Source organism: Psychrobacter sp. L7 (genome assembly GCF_002810365.1).
GTDB lineage: Bacteria > Pseudomonadota > Gammaproteobacteria > Pseudomonadales > Moraxellaceae > Psychrobacter > Psychrobacter celer.
Genome location: NZ_NEXR01000007.1, coordinates 1 through 21,048 on the forward strand (window position 1 = coordinate 1; position 21,048 = coordinate 21,048).

Consider the following 21,048-nt stretch of genomic DNA (forward strand, 5'->3'; position numbering starts at 1 on the left):
GCTAAGGCCGCTTCTTTAGCTGCTGTCGCTTTGGTTGCCRCTTCTAAAGCAGCAGCTTCGGCTGCTTCTGCTACAGCTGCACGCTCTAGGGCAGCCGCGAGTAGGTCTTCACCATTACCGGCATTTGCCAAGTTCTCTTCTGCCATCGCCCAGGCTTCTTGAGCCTTAACAGCGTCAGCTTGAGCTTTTTCTGCTGCAGCTTTGGCAGCAGCAGCTTGTGCTTGAACGCCTGCGATGGCTGCATTGGCTGCATCCGCATCTGCTTGTGCTTTCACAGCCGCTTTTTCTGCTGCGGTCTGCTTGTCACTCTTGGCACCATAGGTACCTTGAGCACCATTGCCTTCGTAAACACCGCCCAGATACTGGGCGTCACCACCGAAGAATCCACCTTCAGTGAGATAGCCGCCGTTAGCATCTGCACTGCCTGAGAATTGGTTACCATTGATATCAGCCGTTAGACCAATCTTACCGGCGTTAGCAAAGCTAAGATCACCTTTCACGTTTTTAGCAACAAAGTCAGCAGTAAAGACTGAGGTACCAAATTCGATGGCATTATCGAAACCTAGGGTACGATAGGTGGCATCCCCTGTATAACCAACTTTGCCTTCAGTCGGCATGTTCGCTTCTTGCGTGGCATTACCGATTACGGCTACGCCATTGACTGGTAACTCTGCACCACTAAAGACCGCTTTGCCATCAATGTGACCGATGCGCATGTCATCGCCAAAGTCTTTATACGTTGAGGTGTACGTTAGAGGCAATGTCTGACCCAAGGCTGGAACAGAAACTTCTGCACTGTCAGCATGACTCACAAAGCCATTCGCAAGCGCTGTGTCAGCATTGCTTGATGTTGTGACGCCAACTTTACCTAATAGTCCATCCCCTTTGCCTGGTTCTGATTCTGAAGCGATGTCTGCGCGGGCTACGATACTATTATCCGTTGCTTCAAAGTCACGGGTGGTGGTGTTATAAACTTTACTTAGTGGGGTTACATTGATATTCAATGACTGAACCCCAGACTTAGCGGCTTCAGGTGCGTTCTTGATTTGAGAGGCGGCTAAGGCGTCTTGCGCTGCTTGAGCGGCTTGCTGAGCGGCGGCGACTTGGGCTTCGGCTGCGGCAGTCGCTGCTGCTTGGGCTTGCTCGGCTGCTATGGCTTTAGCGTTCGCCGCGTCAAGGGCAGCTTGTCGACGATCCACTTCTGCCTGTAGAGCTTCTGGATTACCTCCACTTGCCAACGCTTCTTCTAGGTCTTTCTCAGCTTTAGCAAGTGCTCCTTCGGCAGCTACTAAGTCCGCCTTAGCTTTTTCAGCTAACTGTTTAGAATCTGCTGCTTCTTTGTTTGCTTTTACTGCTTCATCCTTAGCCTTTAATGCCTCTGCTTTTGCTTCTTCAGCTTGCTTTATCGCCTGTTTCTTTTGTGAAGCCTCTAAGGCTGCTCTATCAGCCTCTGATTTAGCAATCGCCTCCGCTTCTTCTACACGTTTTTGAGCAGTAGCGGCATCTTCGACAGCTTTATCAGCGCGCGCCTGAGCGTCTGCGGCTGCTTTTTTTGCAGCAGTAATTTCTTTTTCTGAGGCATTTTTGACCGCTTCGAGTTTAGCTGCTGCTTCTTTAGCTGCTGCTGCTGCTGCATCAGCTGCCGCTTTCGCTGCTGCTTTTGCCGCTACAATTGCTTGTGCTTTTACAGTTTTAAGCGCTTCTTTTGCCGCTGTCGCTTCTTTTTCAGCGACAGCGACCTGACTGGCTGTTGCTTCTTTTAGAGCTGCAATCTTTTTATCTGCCTCAGCTTTTGCAGCTGCAACGGCCTTTATGGCGGCGGCGGCCTTTTCTTCTGCTGTTTTAACTTTGTCCTGAGCTTTCTTAGTCTCAGCTTCAGCTGCTTTGGTTTTAGCTTCGGCTGCTTCTTTTGCCACTACCTCAGCTTTCAGTGACTCTGCTATTTTATTGGCTCGAGCTTCAGCTGCATTGGTGCGAGCTTCAGCAGCCTTTACCTTTTCTTCAGCGGCTTTCACCTTTGCTACGGCATCCTTAGCCGCTGCTTCTTTCGCCGCTTTAATTTTGCCTTCAGCTTCTTTTGCGGCTGCTTCAATCTTTGCGACTGCTTCTACCCTAGCAGCCTCTGCTGCGGCTTTCGCTTTTGCTGCCTCTGATCTTGCTGCATCAATCGCCTTTTGTGACGCTTCTGCCGCCTTTTGTGACTCAACACCAAATTTCATCTCAGCAGCTTTAAGTGCGTCTTCTGCAGCCTTCGTTTTGGCCTTTGCCTGCTTTAACGCTTCCTCAGCAGCTTTCGTTTTGGCTTCGGCCGCTTTTATTGCAGCTTCTGCTTGCGCATTACTGCCAGTATCAACGCCGCTACCCTCAGTTTCTGCTCCTCCTGCAGTTTCACTGTCATCTTTAGGTATTGTAGGGGATGGCTTGAGCGTGATGCTGTCTCCACCATCACTAGCGCATGATGCTAGGATTACAGTGGTTAAAATAACGACGCTAGCTTTCAGCGGCGTTTTTAGTTTTTTTGCTGTCGCTACAGCAGATATTGAATGACGGTTAAGTGACATTCGTCTTCCTCCATGAAGAATTGATAACAGTCCATTATTTATCCATACTAGGCACAACAAATATCTGGTGCCACGCATAGATAAACAAATCACTTATAAAAAGTCAATAAATATATCTACAATTATGAACAATGTAACCTTTGGTTACCAATTAATTTCCTATTTCTTTTAAACGATATGTTTTGAATCGGTTTTTACTTAAATTTAATAAAATACTCATTCCTACCAAACTCAATAATAGTAATTTAAATATTACATATTCATATCACTCTTCATTTATTAGTTACAATATTTATAAAAATATATTAACCAAAAGTATAGCAAAATCAATGCTTTGGGGTAAATAACGAAACTTTGTTATATTAGCCATAAATATATTATATAAAATATATAATCAATATTTTTTAATAAAAAATAAACTTATTAAGACCTCATTTATTTATTAATTTCTACCCAATTAATTTAAAATCAGAAAAACAATATCTCTACAAGCAAGAATACTTAGTTAAATTTACCGCAATACTTAAAAAGTATTACCACCATTATGATTAATACGGTGTATTAGATACTTTATAAAACCAAATAAAAACACAAACCTAAGTCTATTATTAAGCAGTACTTTTATAGTTTTTATAAACAAAAAAAAGCGCCCGAAGGCGCTTTTTTTTATATCATAAAATTTTAGATTAACTTACTGCTTTTCTGCACCAAAGGTGCCTTGGAAGGTCGTACCTGTTCCAGCTTCTGTTCCTGAACCACCTGGTGCTAATGCTTCTTGATATATACCACCTAAGAATTTAGCATCTTCGCCATAAAAACCACCTGAGGTCTGCACATTACCATTTGTGCCAGCAAAGGTGTTACCACTAATATCAGCACTAATATCGATATTCTTATTGATATCAGCAAACGCTAAGTTACCTGTCAGAGAGTCATTAACAAAGTCTACATCGAAGTTTGAAACACCATTAACGTTTACACCTGGACGTGGGTTTGGATCATTAAAATGCAAGTTCTCCATATAGGTAGCATTACCTGTATATTGAACAATTCCATCGCCACCGTTCTCCGCGTTAAACTGAGCTAAGTTTTTCATATACGCCATGTCTTCAGCAGCAGTCAGTTTACCCTGTACATAAACACTAGATACACGTGCAGAACGACCTAGGATTGAATCTGCCTCACCATATATATGACCGATCTGCATTTGACTATCGAAGTTCTTATAAACAGATTTATAAGGCAGTGTCAAGTTAGTAGAAATAGGCTTTACGACACTGACAGTAGCTGAGCCATTATACTCTTTGAAACCATTCGTATTATCAGCATAAGCGCCATCATTAGCGGAGGCAATTGTCGCGGTAACTGAGTTACTCACTGTATCAGGCTTTGTTAAGTCAGCACGAGCAGTTAAGGTTTCAAAGTCAGTAAAGTTGTCGCCGTCTCCAGTGTTAGTAAAGGTGTCGCTTCTGTCATCACTTGCTTTATTATCTTTATCGTCCCAGAATGATCTGAAACCAATCGCAGTACCGTTTGATAACGTAAAGCTCTGCAGTCCTGTCATTTCAGTATCTGCCGCTACATCTGGGTTAGTAGGCGCTTCTGGCGTTGGCGTTGGGTCGATAAGGTCCGCTGGCGATCCGCCTTTCTCTGCACCAAAGGTACCTTGTGAGCCATTACCTTCATAGATACCACCAATAAAGTTGGCATCTTCACCGTAGAAAGCACCTTCAGTATTGTAGCCACTCTCATCGGCGGCCGCCCCTGAGAATTCATTACCGTCGATGTCTGCTGATAGCCCAATTTCACCAGCTTTAATAAAGTTAAGCTTACCTTCAACTTTACTATTGACGAAGTCAGCCGTGAACTCAGAACTGCCATATTCAATCGCATTGTCTACTCCAACTTTACGATTGGTGGCATCACCAGCATACTCAAACGTACCTTCTGTCGGTAGCGTTGCTGTCTTATTACCCACTACAGCCACACCATCTACAGGTACAGCGCCATTGGCTGCTGTGCCATCTATATGGGCAATACGCATCTCGCCGTTATCACCGAAGTCTTTATAAATTGAGGTATAAGCTAAATCACCTTCACCTAATACACTGGCTGTTCCTTCATAAGACTTAAAGCCATTTTCGGTAGCTGAGTCATTGTCACCTGAAACTTTGATTGCTACTGCTGGTACTTCAAGAACACCTTCAAGTGCTAGGTCAGCACGAGCATCGACATCTGAGGTGCTACTGATTTCAAAGTCACGGGTCGTGGTTGTTTTAACACCTATGTCTTTGCTTAATGCAGTAGCATCAACAGATAAATGCTGTACACCTGATTTCTCAGCTTCAGCTGCAGATTCAAATTTTGGCGTTAACGCATCTAGCTGTTTTTGCAGCTCTTGAGCTTTCTTTTCAGCTGCTGCTTGTGCTTCAGCTGCTGCAGTTGCTCTGTCTTCTGCTTCTTGTGCTTCTTTTTCAGCTGTTTCTTTAGCAGTTTTTGCCTTTTCAGCTTCTAATCTAGCTTCATCGGCTAATTTTTTAGCTGCTGCTACATCTTCTGCGGCGGCTGACTCTGCAGCGGCTATTTTAGCAGCGGCATCTTTTTCGGCTGCTTCTGCGGCGGCTACAGCAGCGGCTGCACTCGCTTTAGCTGCACTCGCTTCTGACTGAGCCGCTGTTACTTTATCTTGTGCCGCTTTAACTTCCTCTTGCGCTTTATCTGCTGCTGCTTGGATTGCTGCATCTGCGTCTTCTTTAGCTTTCTTCGCCGCTTCTTCTGCGGCGGCTGCTCTGTCTAAAGCATCTTGCAGTGCTTGATCATCGCCACCACTGCCAGCGTTATCAGCCGCTTCTTGTGCTTTTTCGGCATCGGCTTTCGCTTTTGCCGCATCAGCTTGAGCTTGTTCTGCAGCAGCTTGAGCTTCCGCCGCTTCTGCTTGGGCAGCGGCTAACGCTTTTTCAGCAGCTTCTGCTTGCGCTTTTGTATCTTTAGCTGCCTGCTCAGCTGCGGTTTGATTGTCACTCTTGGCTCCATAAGTACCTTGAGCGCCTTTACCTTCGTAAACACCACCTAAGTATTGAGCATCGCCACCGTAGAAGCCACCATCTGCGTTATAGCCGTCTTTAGTTCCTGAGAACTTATTACCATCGATAGTTGCTTCTAGACCGATTGTTTTATCACTAAAGGTTAGGTCACCTTTTACGTTTTTGGCCACAAAGTCAGCGGTGAATACTGAAGTCCCAAACTCAATAGCTTTATCTAAACCCAATTCACGATAGGTTGCGTCCCCTGTATAGCCTACTTTACCTTCTGTTGGCACGTTAGCAGCTTCAGTAGCGTTGCCAATAACGACGACACCATTGACTGGTAATGTCTGTCCTAACGCGGCAACCGAACCATTAATGTGACCAATACGCATCTCATCATTGCCAAAATCTTTATAAGTCGAAGTATAAGTCAGTGGTAGATCCATGCCCAACGCATTAATACTCGTACTGTCTTTATGACTCATAAAGCCATTAGAATTAGCAACTTGAGTATCATCAGCACCTGATGTCGTTATTGGCACTTGTGGTAGCAATCCATCTACTTTTTCGGTCTCCGGATTATCAGAGGCTAGGTCAGCTCGAGCATTAACGACTGTACCATCCTCACTAACGGTAAAGTCACTGGTCGTTGTCTTGAATAAACCAATTGATCCTGCATTGATATCTAATGACTGAACGCCAGACTTAGAAGTTTCAGCAGCGTTTTTGATTTCAGCATCTGATGCTGCATCTTGCGCAGCTTGTTGTGCTGCTGCAGCTGCAGTCGCTTCTGCCTCTGCTTCTTGCTGGGCAGTATTAGCGGCAGCGGCAGCGGCGTCGGCGGCAGCTGCCGCTTCTTCTGCTAATTTCGCCTTGCGATCAGCTTCTTTTTGAAGCGCTTCTGAACCACCCCCAGCTGCTAATGCATCCTCTAATGCTTGTTCAGCCTCTTCTTTTGCTTTAATGGCATCTGCTTTTGCTTTTTCAGCAGCAGCAGCAGCAGCTTCAGCTTCTTCTTTCGCTTTGAGGGCCGATGCCGCCTTTTCTTCAGCTGCTTTTTCAGCAGCAGCTATTTGCTCGGCGGCCTCTTTTTTTGCTTTTTCAGCTTCTTCTTTCGCCTTTTGAGCTTCCTGTTTTGCTTTTTCGGCTTCAGCTTTCGCTTCTTCTAGTTGCTTATCGGTAGCACCAGGTATTGGGCTAAAGACATCATCAAGATTATAAGAAGGCTCATCTGTTGTATTACAGGCGGCCAAAATCATTGACGTCAAAAGGACAACACTGGCTTTAAGTGGAGTTTTTAGTTTTTTAGCGGTTGATACAACTGAGATTGAATGACGATTAGGTGACATTCTTCTTCCTCCATGGATGATTGATAGATAGTCCTTTACCTATTCGTACGACATAGGATGGGTCTGTACGATATATAGATAATCAAATTTAGTTTGCAAAGTCAATTTATTGCAGCGAGTACCTGCTGATAAAACATGACGCAAACGTTCATTTATTAAAAATTAAATACATGTATCGACGTGATGTAGGCTTATCTGGCTCATAAGCTAGATAAGCCGTTATAGTTAGATTTCAGATAGTCAGATATCACAATTTATTGGCTTTGATAAGACAGCTTTACGCCCGCGATATAGCCATCATTGTCTTCAGCTTTGCTGACGATACTACCGTTAGGTAGTTGTCCAGTCGCATCGCCAAACTTCAGATATTTACCACCCAAAGATACCGCCCATTCAGGAGTGACATTGTATTTTACGCCACCACCGATACTATAAAACCCTTCAATAGTACCAAGCGAGCTCACCGGATCACCAGCACCAGAGTCATAACCAACCACGACCGAACCTGCTAGTTTTTCATTGAAACGTTTGGCTAGACCCACGTCGACTTTCCATTGGTCTTTGTCATAAGATAATAATGGCAGGCCTTCTGGAACTGCAGCCTTAGAGTAAGCATTGTATAATGGTGGTACGATGGTAAAATCACTCCATGGTACCCAGCGTACATCTAATGTACCTAATAGCTGATACTTTTCACTTAGACCCGTTTGGATATTTAAGTTCACAGACTCAGGCGTTGTGACTGTCGCATCAGTGGTGGCATATTCACCGATTGATTGACCAAGCGCAGAGTCTGGATCAATCCCAAGCTTGCCTAATGCTGTATCTCGTAGAGGTGACCCTAATAGAGGTATTCTCTCTCCCACTGGGGTTTTATGATCAATCTCTGAGCGATACGTTAAGGCAGCATTTAAGGCGATTTCAGGCTTGCTATACGCCAAGCCTGCTACCCAGCCATAGTCAGTGTCACTATTCACATTAGCATCGTAGCCTGTCAACGGACCGTATGCTTGACCGCGCAAGTGCACATCTGCTTTTACCTTTTGCATCACAGGACCGCCATAGACTTGAAAGCCATTGGACTTATAACCGATCAAACCTGTCCATGATTCAGTGTGTACACTGACGTTGGTATTTTTGTCGTAATCTGGGTCTAGTACCGAAGAGTTGATAACTTCGTTTGGAACGGATGTCCCAGTTGATGAGTCGGCAATGGTATCCTTACCTGCTTGAGAGACAAACGTGCTATCGCCAGAGTACTCTACTTCTGCACCAAATGGTTCGTCATAAAACACACCAATACTGAAGTTTTCATTGATGTCGGTTTTGACGCCATAGCGCATAAAGCTATATGTATCTGGAGTTGCATCACCAGTTGACTTACCTTTTCTATAAGCCTCTTCTGTCGAAGTAATGCCATTATTAATATCACCACCTGGAGTAGTGATAGCACCAGCATTATCATGGGCTGATACATCAGTATCAATGTAAGCGTAATCAATCTCGGCATAAGTACCAGGATTAAAAAAGCCTTTGATGTCTTGACCAGAACGGTCGAGGCCAGCAGCTTGCGTCAACGAAGCAGCCGATAGCGTGATCAGAGCGAGGGTAAGTTTAGAGATAGGAAAATTTTGAGACACTTAGATATCCTCCATGAATAAAATAACTGGCAAGTAGCTCGGAGACTATACAGACTAGTGACCTGTACTAGTAACGTCAGCCGATGCTATGCAATCCTTTGCCAAACGACTTAACTGTCGAAAGTAACGATGATTTACGCAACCTTACTTTCGTTGTTATCAGACATTACCGCTATGTAAGACAACGTAACTGATTTCAGTATCATAATTAAACTTCTATACTATAGCAATACTCTTTTAGAGATTTTACAAAGATAGATTTATGTTAATAGAATATTCACCACTGTTCTATTGAGCCAATAATGTGGCATTTTTTACCTCACAAACGCTTTCTTGTCGTCTATATACCACCTTATATGATTCACTATATCTCATTGATTATAATAGATATATTTTATAAAATTTTTTTTGTAAAAAAAGCAGGCCGTTTTAGACCACCATTTTTATAAAGAACAGCACAGTAAAGTATTAAAACAATCGTTCACTGACTGATAAGTATTAACTAGCTATTTGACATTTTGATTAAGCAAAAATCTCATCTATGGTCGACTCTAAATAAAAGAATCATATGTTTATTCACCAGTAAGGCTGACCATATTATTTGTTTTTGCCAAAAAAAAGCGACCCATAATGGATCGCTTTTTTAGTATTTATCTCAGTTTAAAATTAAACTGATTTAGTGCTTATTTTGCTTGATAAGACAACTTCACACCCAGCGCAAAACCATCGTTGTCTTCAAATTTGCTGACGACTTGCTTGGTTGGAACTTGACCATCAGCATCGCCGAACCGTAGGTATTTACCACCTGCAGACACTGCCCAGTTTTCTGTGATGTCGTATTTACCACCTAGACCGACACTATAATAGCCTTCGATAGGGCCTAGTGAAGTGACAGGGTCGCCAGCGCCACTGTCCCAACCAACAGTACCACTAACGGCAAACTTTGGTGCTAGACGTTTGGCAAGACCTAACTCAACCTGCCACTGGTCTTTATCATAGCTTACTAATGCCAAGCCTTTATCATCTTGCGTAGCAACTTTACTTACATCGTTGTATAACGACGGTACGATAGCAAAGTCGCTCCACGGTACCCAGCGCACTTTAGCAGTGGCTAATGTGGTTGGATTAATACCCGTTTGGAAATCAAAGTTAACTGACTCAGGAGTAGTAATATCGATACTATCACTTCGAGTTGATGAAAGTCCTAGTGCTGATACAATAGGATCTGGTATCGCACCACTATCAACGACAGGATAGCTTTCAGCTGCTTTCGCACTATGCTCAATCTCAGAGCGATATGTCAACGCCGCTTTTAGCGCAATCTCAGGCTTACTATATGCCATACCTGCGATCCAACCATAGTCTTGATCAGGGCTAATATGGGTTGTGTAACCATTAGCAGCAATATACGCTGTACCGCGTAGCTTTACATCAGCTTTGACACGTTGAGCAACGGGACCACCATAGACTTGGAGGTTTTTGTTTTCACCAAGTTTTGCACCTAGAATACCTGTAATGCTTTCAGTTCTTACTTCTACGTTAGTACCTTCACCGTTTCTTGGAGAAAGAGGGTTTTGGTCTACAAAATTGTTGTTACCACTATAATCAGCTGCCGCACCAAAAGGCTCGTCATATAGGATGCCGATACTAAAAGTATCATTGATATCGGTCTTTACACCATAACGAAAGAAATCGTAAGACTCTGCGATGTCATCAATTTTATTGCCTGATGAGTCTTTACCACTTACATCAGCATCGATATAAGTATAAACAGACTCGGCATAAGTGCCATCTTGTAGAAATGCGGTGATGTCTTGACCTGAACGATCAAGACCAGCAGCACTAGCAACGCTAGCGACAGATAGAGCAGCAACAGCTACTGTGAGAGTTTTTAAATGAAAAGTTGCGCGCATTGTATATCTCCAAACATCCGCATTGTTTCACTACTTAACCCGACTTTTATGAGTAAGCAGCATCCGAGGGTGAAGATAGTAAAGATTTTGGCACACGAAAACAACTACAAAAACACATTATTTCTTGTTTATGACTGAACAGTATCTTCATCTATTGACTTCCTCCCCTCCCTAAAGTGAGGGGATTCCTACTAAAGACGGCCAAGCCCGACCGCGAGAATGTTTTTTGCTCCATTAACATCTCTGTTATGGGTCGTTTTACAAGAACGACAAAACCATGCTCTTATACCAAGACCTTCTCTACCTTTCGGACTGTCTTGGCGAGAGCCGCAACACGAGCAGATTTGGGTGCTGTACGCTTCATTGACTTCGATATAGTGGCAACCTGCGTTCGCGCATTTATAATCCAATTGCCGCTTTATTTCAAACCAACCTGCGTCATAGACGGATTTGGCCAGTTTGGATGAAGTGAATGATGTTGATTTGATTTTACCAACAACGATTAGGCTGTTGGCTTTAACAAGCTTTGATGTGAATTTATGGATCAGATCTTGACGGGTATTTTTAATCTTGGCGTGAATCGCCTTAACCCGCTTTTTGTTTTTAGCTCTTTGGGCAATGGCCAGTTTTTCAGCATATTGATGGGTTAGCTTAGTGGTTAGAACATCGCCATCACTACTGACTGCTGAATCCTTGCAGCCTAAATCAATACCGACTTGGCCCGTGCCACACTTAATCTTTGGAAATTCTTTGACGGTGATACAGGCATACCATCTGCCTCGTGCGTCTTGCACCAACTCACAAGTATTGATGCTGTACAGGGCTAAATTGTAGCTATCCCACACATCAATGGTCAGCTTTTGACGGTTAGCTAAGCTAAATTGTAGGGTGCTTTTTAGAGACTTTTTACCGCTTTGGCGCGTACTGATATGCTTAATCGCGGTCTTTTTAAAAGGAATCCAGCCCAAACTTCTTCTCTTGGCCTTTGGGTTGTTGGTGCGCCAGTTGAGTTTGGCTTTTTTAAACTGTTTACGAGCCTTGGCATGGGTTTCAGAGATGGCTTGCAAGGTTTGGCTGTGCAAGTTTAAATACTCGCCACTGCCTTTGGTATAAGCGGCCAAATCATAAGCTGAAAAGAATCTGCCTGTGCGTTTAAGATGTTTAAAACTTAGCTCATTAACATAATTCCAGACAAAGTTAACCGCCCCAGCCAAGATATTGAGCTGAGTGGCGTGTTTGTCTTTGATGCGTAGCTTGAGCGTTTTCATGGAATCATTATGATATTAATACAGTTGGGTATCAAGGGATTCACAATATTGTACGACAACAACTGACGCCTGATATTCACGCCCTAGAAGGACGTGGTTTTACGGCGCTGGATGATAAAACAGTCAAACAAAAAACATCCAGTCCTGCATCAGATATTGGTTTAGAAATCAGTAATGTGGCGGTCTATCTGCCATCACATCAAATGGTGCAATACCCACTTCAGTAGCTTGACTGTCTATTTGCTTATAAATGAGCTGTAACTGACGCTGCAATGTATGAATATCCTTATCTTGTCGCGTAATGACGTCATTTAACCTTTCGACAGTGACCTCAAGATGCGCTAGGCTCGTTTGTAAATCGATTACTTGGGCTTGCAAGTCATCTTGCATACCAAACCTGTCCTCTTTATCTTTGAATTGATTCATGTTGTTCTCTAAATAATGGTAAATAGAAGGTCAAATAGACTCGGCGGCAGCATATTTGCAGCAGCGTCAATAATAACCAGTCACCCTTGATGACAGGCATTAAATCGCAGCCACTATGCAAAGTAATAAATAGTGTTGATAAAACCACTTACGCGCACTACAGTGATGCGGTGGCATGTTATACTGCTGGCAATTTTGCAACAACCCCTACCTCACTATTATATAAGCTTAAGATACTCTATGGCACTGATACATCTAAAAGACATTCACTTAGCCTTTGGCGTCGCTCCCATTCTCGATGGTATTGATTTTTCCATCAATGCAGGCGAGCGTGTGTGCTTAATCGGTCGCAATGGCGAAGGTAAATCTACTTTATTTAAACTGATCAATGGCTCGCTGCAGCCAGATAGTGGTGAGATTATCACCAATAGTAGCATGCGCGTTGCGATGCTCGAGCAAGACGTCCCCGAGTCGAGCGGACGCATACTTGATATCGTCATGGGCGGTAGCCGCCGCACAGCTGAGCTGCTGATCAATTATAATAAGCAAGTGGAGATGTGCGCCAATGGCGACATGGACGCTTGCGAGCACATGGCGACCTTGCAGCATGATATCGACGCCGTCCATGGCTGGGACTTAGAGCGCGATGCCACCCGTCTAATCACCACCATGGGGCTTGACCCAGAGGACGACCTCTCCTCGCTATCTGGAGGCCGTAAGCGCCGCGTTTTGCTCGCGCGTGCGCTGGTCACCAAACCTGACGTATTGTTATTAGATGAGCCAACCAACCATTTAGACGTTGATAGTATTGAGTGGTTAGAGCGCTTCTTGCTTGATTGGCAAGGTCTAACTCTACTGTTTGTCACCCACGATAGAGCATTCGTTGATAAACTTGCGACTCGTATTGTAGAGCTTGACCGTGGCCAATTGACCAGCTATGACGTCACCCAAGGTGCCAAAGGCTACGCTCGTTATCAAGAGCTAAAAGAGCAGCAGCTACTTGCTGAGGAAAAAAACAATGCCAATTTTGATAAAAAACTGGCGCAAGAAGAAGTGTGGATTCGTCAAGGCATCAAAGCCCGTCGTACCCGTAACGAAGGCCGCGTACGCGAGCTAAAAGCTCTGCGCGAAGAGCGAAAAAGCCGCCGCGAGCAAGTCGGCAACGTCAACATCACCATGGGTGAAGGCGAAAAAAGCGGCAAGATGGTCTGTAAAGTCAAAAACCTACATCTTGAATATGATGGCAATGTACTCGTCAATGACTTTAGCACCATGGTCATGCGCGGTGATAAGATTGGAATTGTCGGCCCTAACGGCGCAGGCAAAACCACGTTAATCAAAGCCCTACTCGATATGTCGGATGACGAGGTCACCAAGACCGGCAGCGTCACGCTTGGCACCAATTTGCAAATTGCCTTTTTTGATCAGCTGCGCGATCAGCTCGACCTTGAGGCAAGCGTCGCACAAAACGTCTCAGAGGGCTCGGACTTTGTCGAAGTGGGCGGCCGAAAAACCCATATCATGAGCTATTTGCAGGACTTCTTATTTGCGCCGGAGCGCGCGCGGACACCTGTCAAGGCCTTATCAGGTGGTGAGCGCAACCGCGTATTACTTGCCAAGCAATTATTAAAACCTGCCAACATATTAGTCCTTGATGAGCCGACCAACGATTTGGATATGGCCACCCTTGAGCTATTAGAAGAGTCGGTCAGCAGCTTTAACGGTACCATCTTGCTGATCAGTCATGACCGCTCATTTATGGACAATGTGGTCACTTCCACTTGGGTATTTGACACGGATGAAAATGGCAATGGCATCGTCAAAGAGTATGTCGGCGGTTATCAAGAGTACTTGATACAAAAAAACCGCGAGGAAGCCGCGCGCGCCGCAAAAGCACCCGTTAGCAATACTAAAACGTCAAAATCAGCCAATAAAGCTGACGCTGGAAAGCCAAATAAAGCCGCCAAAAAGCTCAACTTCAATGAGCAGCGCGAGCTAGATAGCTTACCCAAAGAAATCGCGGCGCTAGAAGCCGAACAAAAAACGCTAGAAGACAAGCTGGCTGATGGCTCATGGTTTACCACCGACTTTGATGCCGCGACGGCCGCCAGTGAGCGCTTGTTGGTCATCGAAGAGGAGATGATGAGCAAGCTTGAACGCTGGAGTGAGCTTGAAGGCTAATCGCCTAGAGACGCGTTTAGGATAATAAAAAATCACCGCTTTCGTCGCTAAAGTGGTGATTTTTGATTGACAATGAGAGACTTAACGCTTAAGTACTGAAAGTTAGTGAACATTGCCTAAATTTCAAGTATCATTCGCTATTGCTGAATATCCTTATTGATTATAAGGTCATCACGTGACCATCGTTTGCAAAACCTTTGAAGCGCCTTTGCGCCCTTTATCGAAACAAAACGGATGTTAGACGTTGATAATCCAGCTTTTTTGTATGGGTTACCGTGTTCAACCTTATACTGTGTTCTCTCAAAGTTGCTTTATTTTTAACGCAATAATTTATTTTATCACCGAAATAGCTTAGAATAGCAACAATTAGCAAAATTAGGCACAGCTAAAGTGGCTTGATATTGTATATTTTCTAAGCCACAAACCCAGTGTGGGATAATCCCATTTCATTCACCTGGAGGAAGTATTAATGAGCCAAGCCGAAGGCGTTAACGTACAACGCCGTAGAGTTCTTATTGCCTCAACTGCCGCAATTGGTGCAGCTGGGGTAGCTGCTGTGGCAACACCTTTTGTCCGCTCTTGGTACCCAAGCGCTAAAGCTGAGGCTGCAGGGGCTGCAGTCACCCAAGATATCAGCTCTATTGAAGCGGGACAGATGATTGTCGTCAAATATCGCGGTAAACCGATCTTTGTGGTAAAACGTACCGAAGACATGTTGAGCACGCTTGAGTCAGTTAAGCCATTACTATCTGACCCTAATTCAGAGGCATCGTTACAACCAGAGTATTGCCAAAACCCAGAGCGTTCTTTAACACCAGAGGTCTTGGTGGTCGAAGGCGTGTGTACGCATTTAGGCTGTGCACCGAACTACCGTCCTGATGTGGGCGCGACCGATTTGGGTGGTAACGACTGGTACGGCGGCTTTTTTTGCCCCTGTCACGGATCAAAATATGACTTAGCAGGCCGTGTTTATAGTGGCGTTCCTGCACCGCTGAATTTACCTGTTCCAGAATATAGCATGGACGGTACCATCTTGACGGTTGGGGAGGCTTAATATGAGTATGGGTAAAAAGTTAATGCATTGGGTAGACGCGCGTTTCCCAGCGACTGAAACCTATGAATACCACATGTCAAAGTACTATGCACCAAAGAACTTTAACTTTTGGTACTTCTTTGGCGTATTGTCAATGATCGTATTGGTCAACCAGTTGGTGACCGGTATTTGGTTGACGATGATGTACAACCCTAGTGCCGAGGGCGCATTTGCGTCTGTAGAATACATCATGCGTGATGTTAAAGGCGGTTGGCTCATCCGTTATATGCACTCGACTGGCGCCTCAGCGTTCTTCGTCGTGGTGTATTTGCATATGTTTAGAGCACTGCTATACGGCTCATATCAGAAACCTCGTGAGCTTATTTGGCTCATCGGTATGGGCATCTATTTGGCTCTTATGGCCGAAGGTTTCTTTGGATACCTACTCCCTTGGGGCAACATGTCATTTTGGGGTGCTCAGGTCATCTTAAACCTTCCTGCGGCGCTGCCGGTGATTGGTGACGGTCTTGCTGAGTGGGTACGTGGTGACTATATCATCTCAGGTATCACCCTAAACCGCTTCTTTGCGCTACACGTTGTCGCTATCCCATTGGTCCTTGTGGGCTTGGTCTTTATGCACATTGTCGCATTGCACCATGTGGGCTCTAACAACCCTGATGGTATCGATATTAAGAAGCTAAAAGACAAAAACGGCGTACCATTAGACGGTATCGAATTCCATCCATACTACACTGTGCATGATATGGTGGGTATCGTAGTGTTCTTTATCTGTTTCTTTGCGGTGGTGTTCTTCTTCCCTGAGGGCGGCGGCTTCTTCCTTGAGCCACCTAACTTTGAAGCAGCGAACTCTCTAAAAACACCAGAGCATATCGCGCCAGTATGGTACTACACACCGTTCTATGCCATCTTGCGTGCGGTTCCAAGTAAGCTGGGCGGGGTCATCGCCATGGGTGCAGCCATTGCTGTACTATTCTTGATACCATGGCTCGACAGATCACCTGTACGCTCAATACGCTACAAAGGTATCTTGTCTAAGATTGCACTAACTGTCTTTGCTATTAGTTTTGTAGTACTAGGCTACTTGGGTGCAACACCTGCAACGCCAACTGCGACGATCATGTCACGTATATTCACCATTCTGTATTTCTTGTTCTTCTTGTTGATGCCGTTTTACACTGCAATCGAGAAGTGTAAACAGCCACCAGAACGCGTTACCGGAGGTCACTAATGAGCACGCTAATCAAATCCCTAGCTGGTCTAGGCTTAGGCGCGGCATTGAGTTTGACTGCTGGTAGTGCGCTGGCAGCAGGCGGCGGCGGATGTGGTACTTTCACCAATGCCGACGGCGTGGTAGAACATTTGGCTTGTAGTGAAGCCCCCATTGACTTTACCAATAAAGGCTCGCTACAAAACGGTGCAAAAATCTTTATGAACTACTGTGCTGGTTGTCACTCTGCACAGTACGTCCGTCATTCGCGCATCGCCAAAGACTTGGATATTCCACCTGAGCTGGTCGAAAAATACCTAATGGTCACCACCGATCAAATCGGTGACCATATCACAGCGGAGATTGACCCTGATGTCCAAGCAGCATGGTTTGGGGCGGCGCCACCAGACTTATCGCTTGAAACCAGACTACGCGGTGATGACTGGGTTTATACTTATCTATTGTCATTTTATGAAGATCCAAGCCGTCCTTGGGGCTCAAACAACTTAGTACTGGCAAACGCGGCCATGCCGCACGTATTGCATAACATGCAAGAAGAGCTTAGTGCTGAAGAGTTTGAATCTGAAGTTGGTGACTTGGTCAACTTTATGGCGTGGATGGCAGAGCCTGTCCGTCATGACCGTCAAGTGATTGGCTTCTTTGTAATTTTATTCTTGTTAGTATTACTGATCCCAGTTTACTTACTCAATAAAGAGTTCTGGAAAGACGTAAAATAATAGAATCATAAACATAGCCTATCGCTATAAAAACTTGGTCATAATAGACACAAAAAGGCACTACTCTGGTAGTGCCTTTTTTCATTTTGCCGCACCGTATTTTGTACGTGTTACTATATAGTTTGATCCAAGTAAATCAGATACATGGCTATCAAGTCGCTCAATGAAACGTTTTTATATCGAATCGAGGATAGCGTAGATAATAGAGACTGATAATAGGACAAACACCTATCCATATGGCACTCATCCATCGCGTTTACGTACGCTGGCTTGATAATCGGCTCTACTTTGTTTACGATGACATCCTTTACTATGAACATTGAGCTTTCATGATTGATGCAAACGACATTCCAAGTAGTCAGCTAATCTTATATGCTGATGACGGCTACGACAGTCATGTGGTGCGCCTATTACTTGAAGAAAAAAAGCTCGACTATTATTTGTCACGTTTGCACTCTGAGCGCCCCGAGGACTTGACTGAGCTAAACCCCTATCATACCCTGCCTGTGTTGCAGCAGCGTGATATTGCCCTTTATGAAATCAACGTGATTTTTGAATACTTAGAAGAGCGCTACCATACCAATAAGCTGCTCCCTGAAGCCCCGCAAGAGCGCGCACAGTTTCGCCAATTGGCATGGCGCATCCAGCATGATTGGCTGGTGCTCGGCAAGCAGCTACTGACACATCCTGATAGTTTTCATAAAGCGAAAGCTGTCATTGCCAAAAAACAGCTCAGTGATTCTTTAATCACGCTTGCGCCTTTGTTTGCGCATAAGCCTTATTTTATGGCAGATGACTTTGGCTGGTGTGACGTGTTGTTAGCGCCTTTACTGTGGCGACTAGAAGACATGGGCATAGCGCTACCGCGTGCGATCAGTCGGCCTTTATTGGACTACCAGCAGCGTATCTTTGAGCGTGAGAGCTTTCAAAGAAGCGTGCGCTAATTAGACAACGCTCGATGTCTGTCTTAAAATAAAAAATGTAAAAACAATAAAAACCAAACAGACAGTGACGACGCAAAAATCAGTCCCGCCATACTTGTCTGTTGTAAACAATGTATTATTTAAAATAGTAGACTGTTGTCATAGATGACCGTTTATCTCATACCCCATATTTAATATAGGAAATCATTAGATGAGCGATACCACTTCTCTCACTCCAACTCGTCCTTATATGGTACGCGCCCTTTATCAATGGATAGAGGACAATGCGCTGACGCCCTATCTGATGGTCGATGCGACGGCCAAAAACGTCCAGGTACCAACTGAACATGTGCAAGATGGTCGTATTGTGCTCAATATTGCCAGCCGTGCGACAGGCAATATGCGTATAGACAATGACTATATCCAGTTCAGCGCTCGTTTTGGTGGCGTCTCACAAGAGATTTGGGTGCCATTGACGGCGGTGATGGGTATCTATGCCAAAGAAAACTCGCAAGGCATGTTTTTTGATCCAAACGAGTATGATAATTATGTGCCAGAAGAGCAGCACACGACGGCCAAGGTTGACAAGCCTAAACCCAAACGCGATAACAAAGCGGGTCTAAAAGTCTTAAAGTAACAGAAATCTCCAACACCTTGGTTTTAGCCCACGAAAAAAGCCAGTCATGGTTCATATGACTGGCTTTTTGCTTATTTAACACTCTATAACTTTACTCTATAAGGCTAAAGACCTAAGCTATCGCCAAACAGCGATAATTGAGCGGCTGCCAATTACGTTCTTGGTAGCGTGACACCGCGTTGGCCTTGGTACTTGCCGCCGCGGTCTTTATAGCTGGTTTCACATACATCATCGCTATCGCTTTGGAAAAACAGCATCTGTGCAACCCCTTCACCCGCATAAATACGCGCAGGTAGATTGGTGGTATTACTAAACTCAAGTGTCACGTGCCCTTCCCATTCAGGCTCAAGTGGCGTGACGTTGACGATGATGCCGCAGCGTGCATAAGTAGACTTACCAAGACAAATAGTCAGGACATCGCGCGGTATGCGAAAGTACTCAACGGTACGCGCCAGCGCAAATGAGTTGGGCGGAATGATGCACTCATCACCAACAATATCGATAAAGCTTTTATCATCGAAGTTTTTGGGATCGACCACCACAGAGTGTACATTGGTAAAAACTTTAAACTCAGGGGCACAGCGTACATCGTATCCGTAGCTTGATGTGCCGTAGCTGACCAAACGCTCGCCTGCATCGTTGAAACGTACTTGACCCGCCTCAAATGGCTCAATCATGCCATGTTCTTCGGCCATTTTGCGAATCCAGCGGTCAGATTTGATAGACATTTTTGTTCCTTAGCAAATAATAATATAGGGGTTGGGCGCTGACGATAGCGCATCAATGACCCAGAGGCTATCATGATTGTCACCCTCTAAGAGACACGCTTCGTATATTGGTAGCGGTGATTATACGGAATTGAGCGCTGAATTTATAGAGCTGTCACTATTTATCATGCAAACCATTTAACAGCCAAACCCTTAACACCCAAACTACTTGACAACCAAACTTTTAACACCCGAGTCAACCGAGTAACTTTATAAAAAGCAGGCAAGACCTCTAGGCTACCATTTGGCAAAATGGTCTTCTGCCAATCCCATGACATGATCGAGCCTGATGGCGGTATCGCCCAGCCGTATCTCTCCACTATACCAGCCAAGCCATTGCTCGAAAATACTGGCCACCACGCCAAAGTTATCGGTTTTTTGATAGACAGTCATGGGCGTAAAGGTCAAATCAATATCGACATTGCTCCAGCCAAGGTTTTGATGATAAACACGCCAAGTACTTGGCACAACTGCCTGCAAGTCCTTACGTACAAACATCACAGGCGGTAGATAATGTATCTGCCCATCTAGCCAGCAGGCATTTTCGCTCATACCCGTTTCATTGACACCCATCGATAAGTTTAATAAAAAATGGCGACCATCGGGCAAATAGTGATTGATACATGTCCAAAACCAATTGGTCTCGCGGCGCATATAGCCCAGCGTCCAATCTAGATTGGCAATTGCAGACGCATCAAAATCTATTTGCTTGGTTTGGCTGCCAGCCGTAACCGCAGCGATATTAAGTATTGACGCTTCTTTGATACGCATGTGTCCCATGATTGCTGTCAGTGGCTCTTTTTGCGTGTATGTCCAGCCGCGCCTGCCCGTTGGAGTACAGATCGCAAGTGGCTGCGCTTGCCGCTGTAGCGTCGCATCAAGCGTAATGTGTTTACTATCCAATGCTACTGCGATTTGTGAAGGCGTAAAATCCAACGTTACGGTCAGCTTATTATGGGTAAATGCCATTCGCCCTTGATAGCAATCACCTATTAGCTGCGTCTGCCGCGTCAAAGGCTGCAAAGCTTCACAAACCTCTAGCTCATCAGTCTCATCGTTATAAAGATAGACAAAGGCACTGGTAGCAAGCTTGATGGTCGCCAGTGCCAAACAGATGCGATAAGGCGGCTGGATAATTTGGATAAAGCAAAATTGATTGGCTTTGAGGTCTTTTCGCCAGTTTGGCAGCGTCTTTTGCGAGATCAGATGACTGTGGTAGTCAAGATAATTGATGCTTTTGACTTGCGTAAACACCCCAAAAGAGGGCTGTCCCTCTTGGATAAGCTGTTCAATAACTGGTCTTGCACTCACAGATGAGTGCGGCTGATTTTGTGCGTTAGGGCTGGGGTTTTGGTTCAT

General features: G+C 44.8%; 14 protein-coding genes. 6 read left to right on the forward strand and 8 right to left on the reverse strand.

Annotated features, from left to right (window positions below):
- The 6 genes from CAP50_RS08645 to CAP50_RS08670 all read right to left on the reverse strand — a co-directional run.
- On the reverse strand, positions 1-2,561 hold a 2,561-nt coding region (locus tag CAP50_RS08645; protein ID WP_172953103.1), incomplete at its 3' end, for a transferrin-binding protein-like solute binding protein.
- A gap of 691 nt (positions 2,562-3,252) precedes the next feature.
- Positions 3,253-6,936 carry a transferrin-binding protein-like solute binding protein gene (locus tag CAP50_RS08650; protein ID WP_100749763.1) on the reverse strand — a complete coding sequence of 1,228 codons (3,684 nt, stop codon included), beginning with the start codon at positions 6,934-6,936 and terminating at the stop codon, positions 3,253-3,255.
- A gap of 254 nt (positions 6,937-7,190) precedes the next feature.
- Positions 7,191-8,576, reverse strand: coding sequence for an OmpP1/FadL family transporter (locus CAP50_RS08655; protein ID WP_075101610.1), 1,386 nt, complete (start codon positions 8,574-8,576; stop codon positions 7,191-7,193).
- Between the two features lie 683 nt (positions 8,577-9,259).
- Entirely contained in the window at positions 9,260-10,489 is a 1,230-nt protein-coding gene (locus tag CAP50_RS08660; protein ID WP_100749764.1) for an OmpP1/FadL family transporter, read from the reverse strand.
- 191 nt (positions 10,490-10,680) lie between these two features.
- Positions 10,681-11,757, reverse strand: coding sequence for an RNA-guided endonuclease InsQ/TnpB family protein (locus CAP50_RS08665; RefSeq protein WP_100749765.1), 1,077 nt, complete (start codon positions 11,755-11,757; stop codon positions 10,681-10,683).
- Positions 11,758-11,925: 168 nt separating this feature from the next.
- Entirely contained in the window at positions 11,926-12,183 is a 258-nt protein-coding gene (locus CAP50_RS08670) for a SlyX family protein (protein WP_100749766.1), read from the reverse strand.
- 240 nt (positions 12,184-12,423) lie between these two features.
- On the opposite strand from CAP50_RS08670, the gene CAP50_RS08675 reads away from it, so the two are divergent.
- From CAP50_RS08675 to CAP50_RS08700, 6 genes are all read left to right on the forward strand, one after another.
- The gene (locus CAP50_RS08675; protein WP_075101613.1) at positions 12,424-14,364 is read left to right on the forward strand and encodes an ATP-binding cassette domain-containing protein; all 1,941 of its coding nucleotides are present in this window, start codon (positions 12,424-12,426) and stop codon (positions 14,362-14,364) included.
- 469 nt (positions 14,365-14,833) lie between these two features.
- Complete coding sequence (gene petA / locus CAP50_RS08680) at positions 14,834-15,418, forward strand: ubiquinol-cytochrome c reductase iron-sulfur subunit (RefSeq protein ID WP_075101614.1); 585 nt, start codon at positions 14,834-14,836, stop codon at positions 15,416-15,418.
- Positions 15,419-15,440: 22 nt separating this feature from the next.
- Complete coding sequence (locus CAP50_RS08685; protein WP_172953106.1) at positions 15,441-16,646, forward strand: cytochrome b; 1,206 nt, start codon at positions 15,441-15,443, stop codon at positions 16,644-16,646.
- Positions 16,646-17,362: a cytochrome c1 gene (locus tag CAP50_RS08690; RefSeq protein WP_075101616.1), complete on the forward strand. Its 717-nt coding sequence runs from the start codon at positions 16,646-16,648 to the stop codon at positions 17,360-17,362. Before CAP50_RS08685 ends, CAP50_RS08690 begins: the two co-directional genes overlap by 1 nt.
- A 329-nt stretch (positions 17,363-17,691) precedes the next feature.
- A complete protein-coding gene (locus CAP50_RS08695) occupies positions 17,692-18,306 on the forward strand; it encodes a glutathione S-transferase N-terminal domain-containing protein (RefSeq protein ID WP_075101617.1) in 615 nt (204 codons plus the stop codon).
- A gap of 190 nt (positions 18,307-18,496) precedes the next feature.
- A complete protein-coding gene (locus tag CAP50_RS08700) occupies positions 18,497-18,922 on the forward strand; it encodes a ClpXP protease specificity-enhancing factor (protein WP_075101618.1) in 426 nt (141 codons plus the stop codon).
- 152 nt (positions 18,923-19,074) lie between these two features.
- Here CAP50_RS08700 and dcd read toward each other — a convergent pair whose 3' ends face one another.
- Together dcd and CAP50_RS08710 are read right to left on the reverse strand one after the other, a co-directional pair.
- Positions 19,075-19,650, reverse strand: a complete 576-nt coding sequence (dcd, locus tag CAP50_RS08705) for a dCTP deaminase (protein WP_075101619.1) — start codon at positions 19,648-19,650, stop codon at positions 19,075-19,077.
- A gap of 276 nt (positions 19,651-19,926) precedes the next feature.
- A complete protein-coding gene (locus tag CAP50_RS08710) occupies positions 19,927-21,048 on the reverse strand; it encodes a DUF2804 domain-containing protein (protein WP_075101620.1) in 1,122 nt (373 codons plus the stop codon).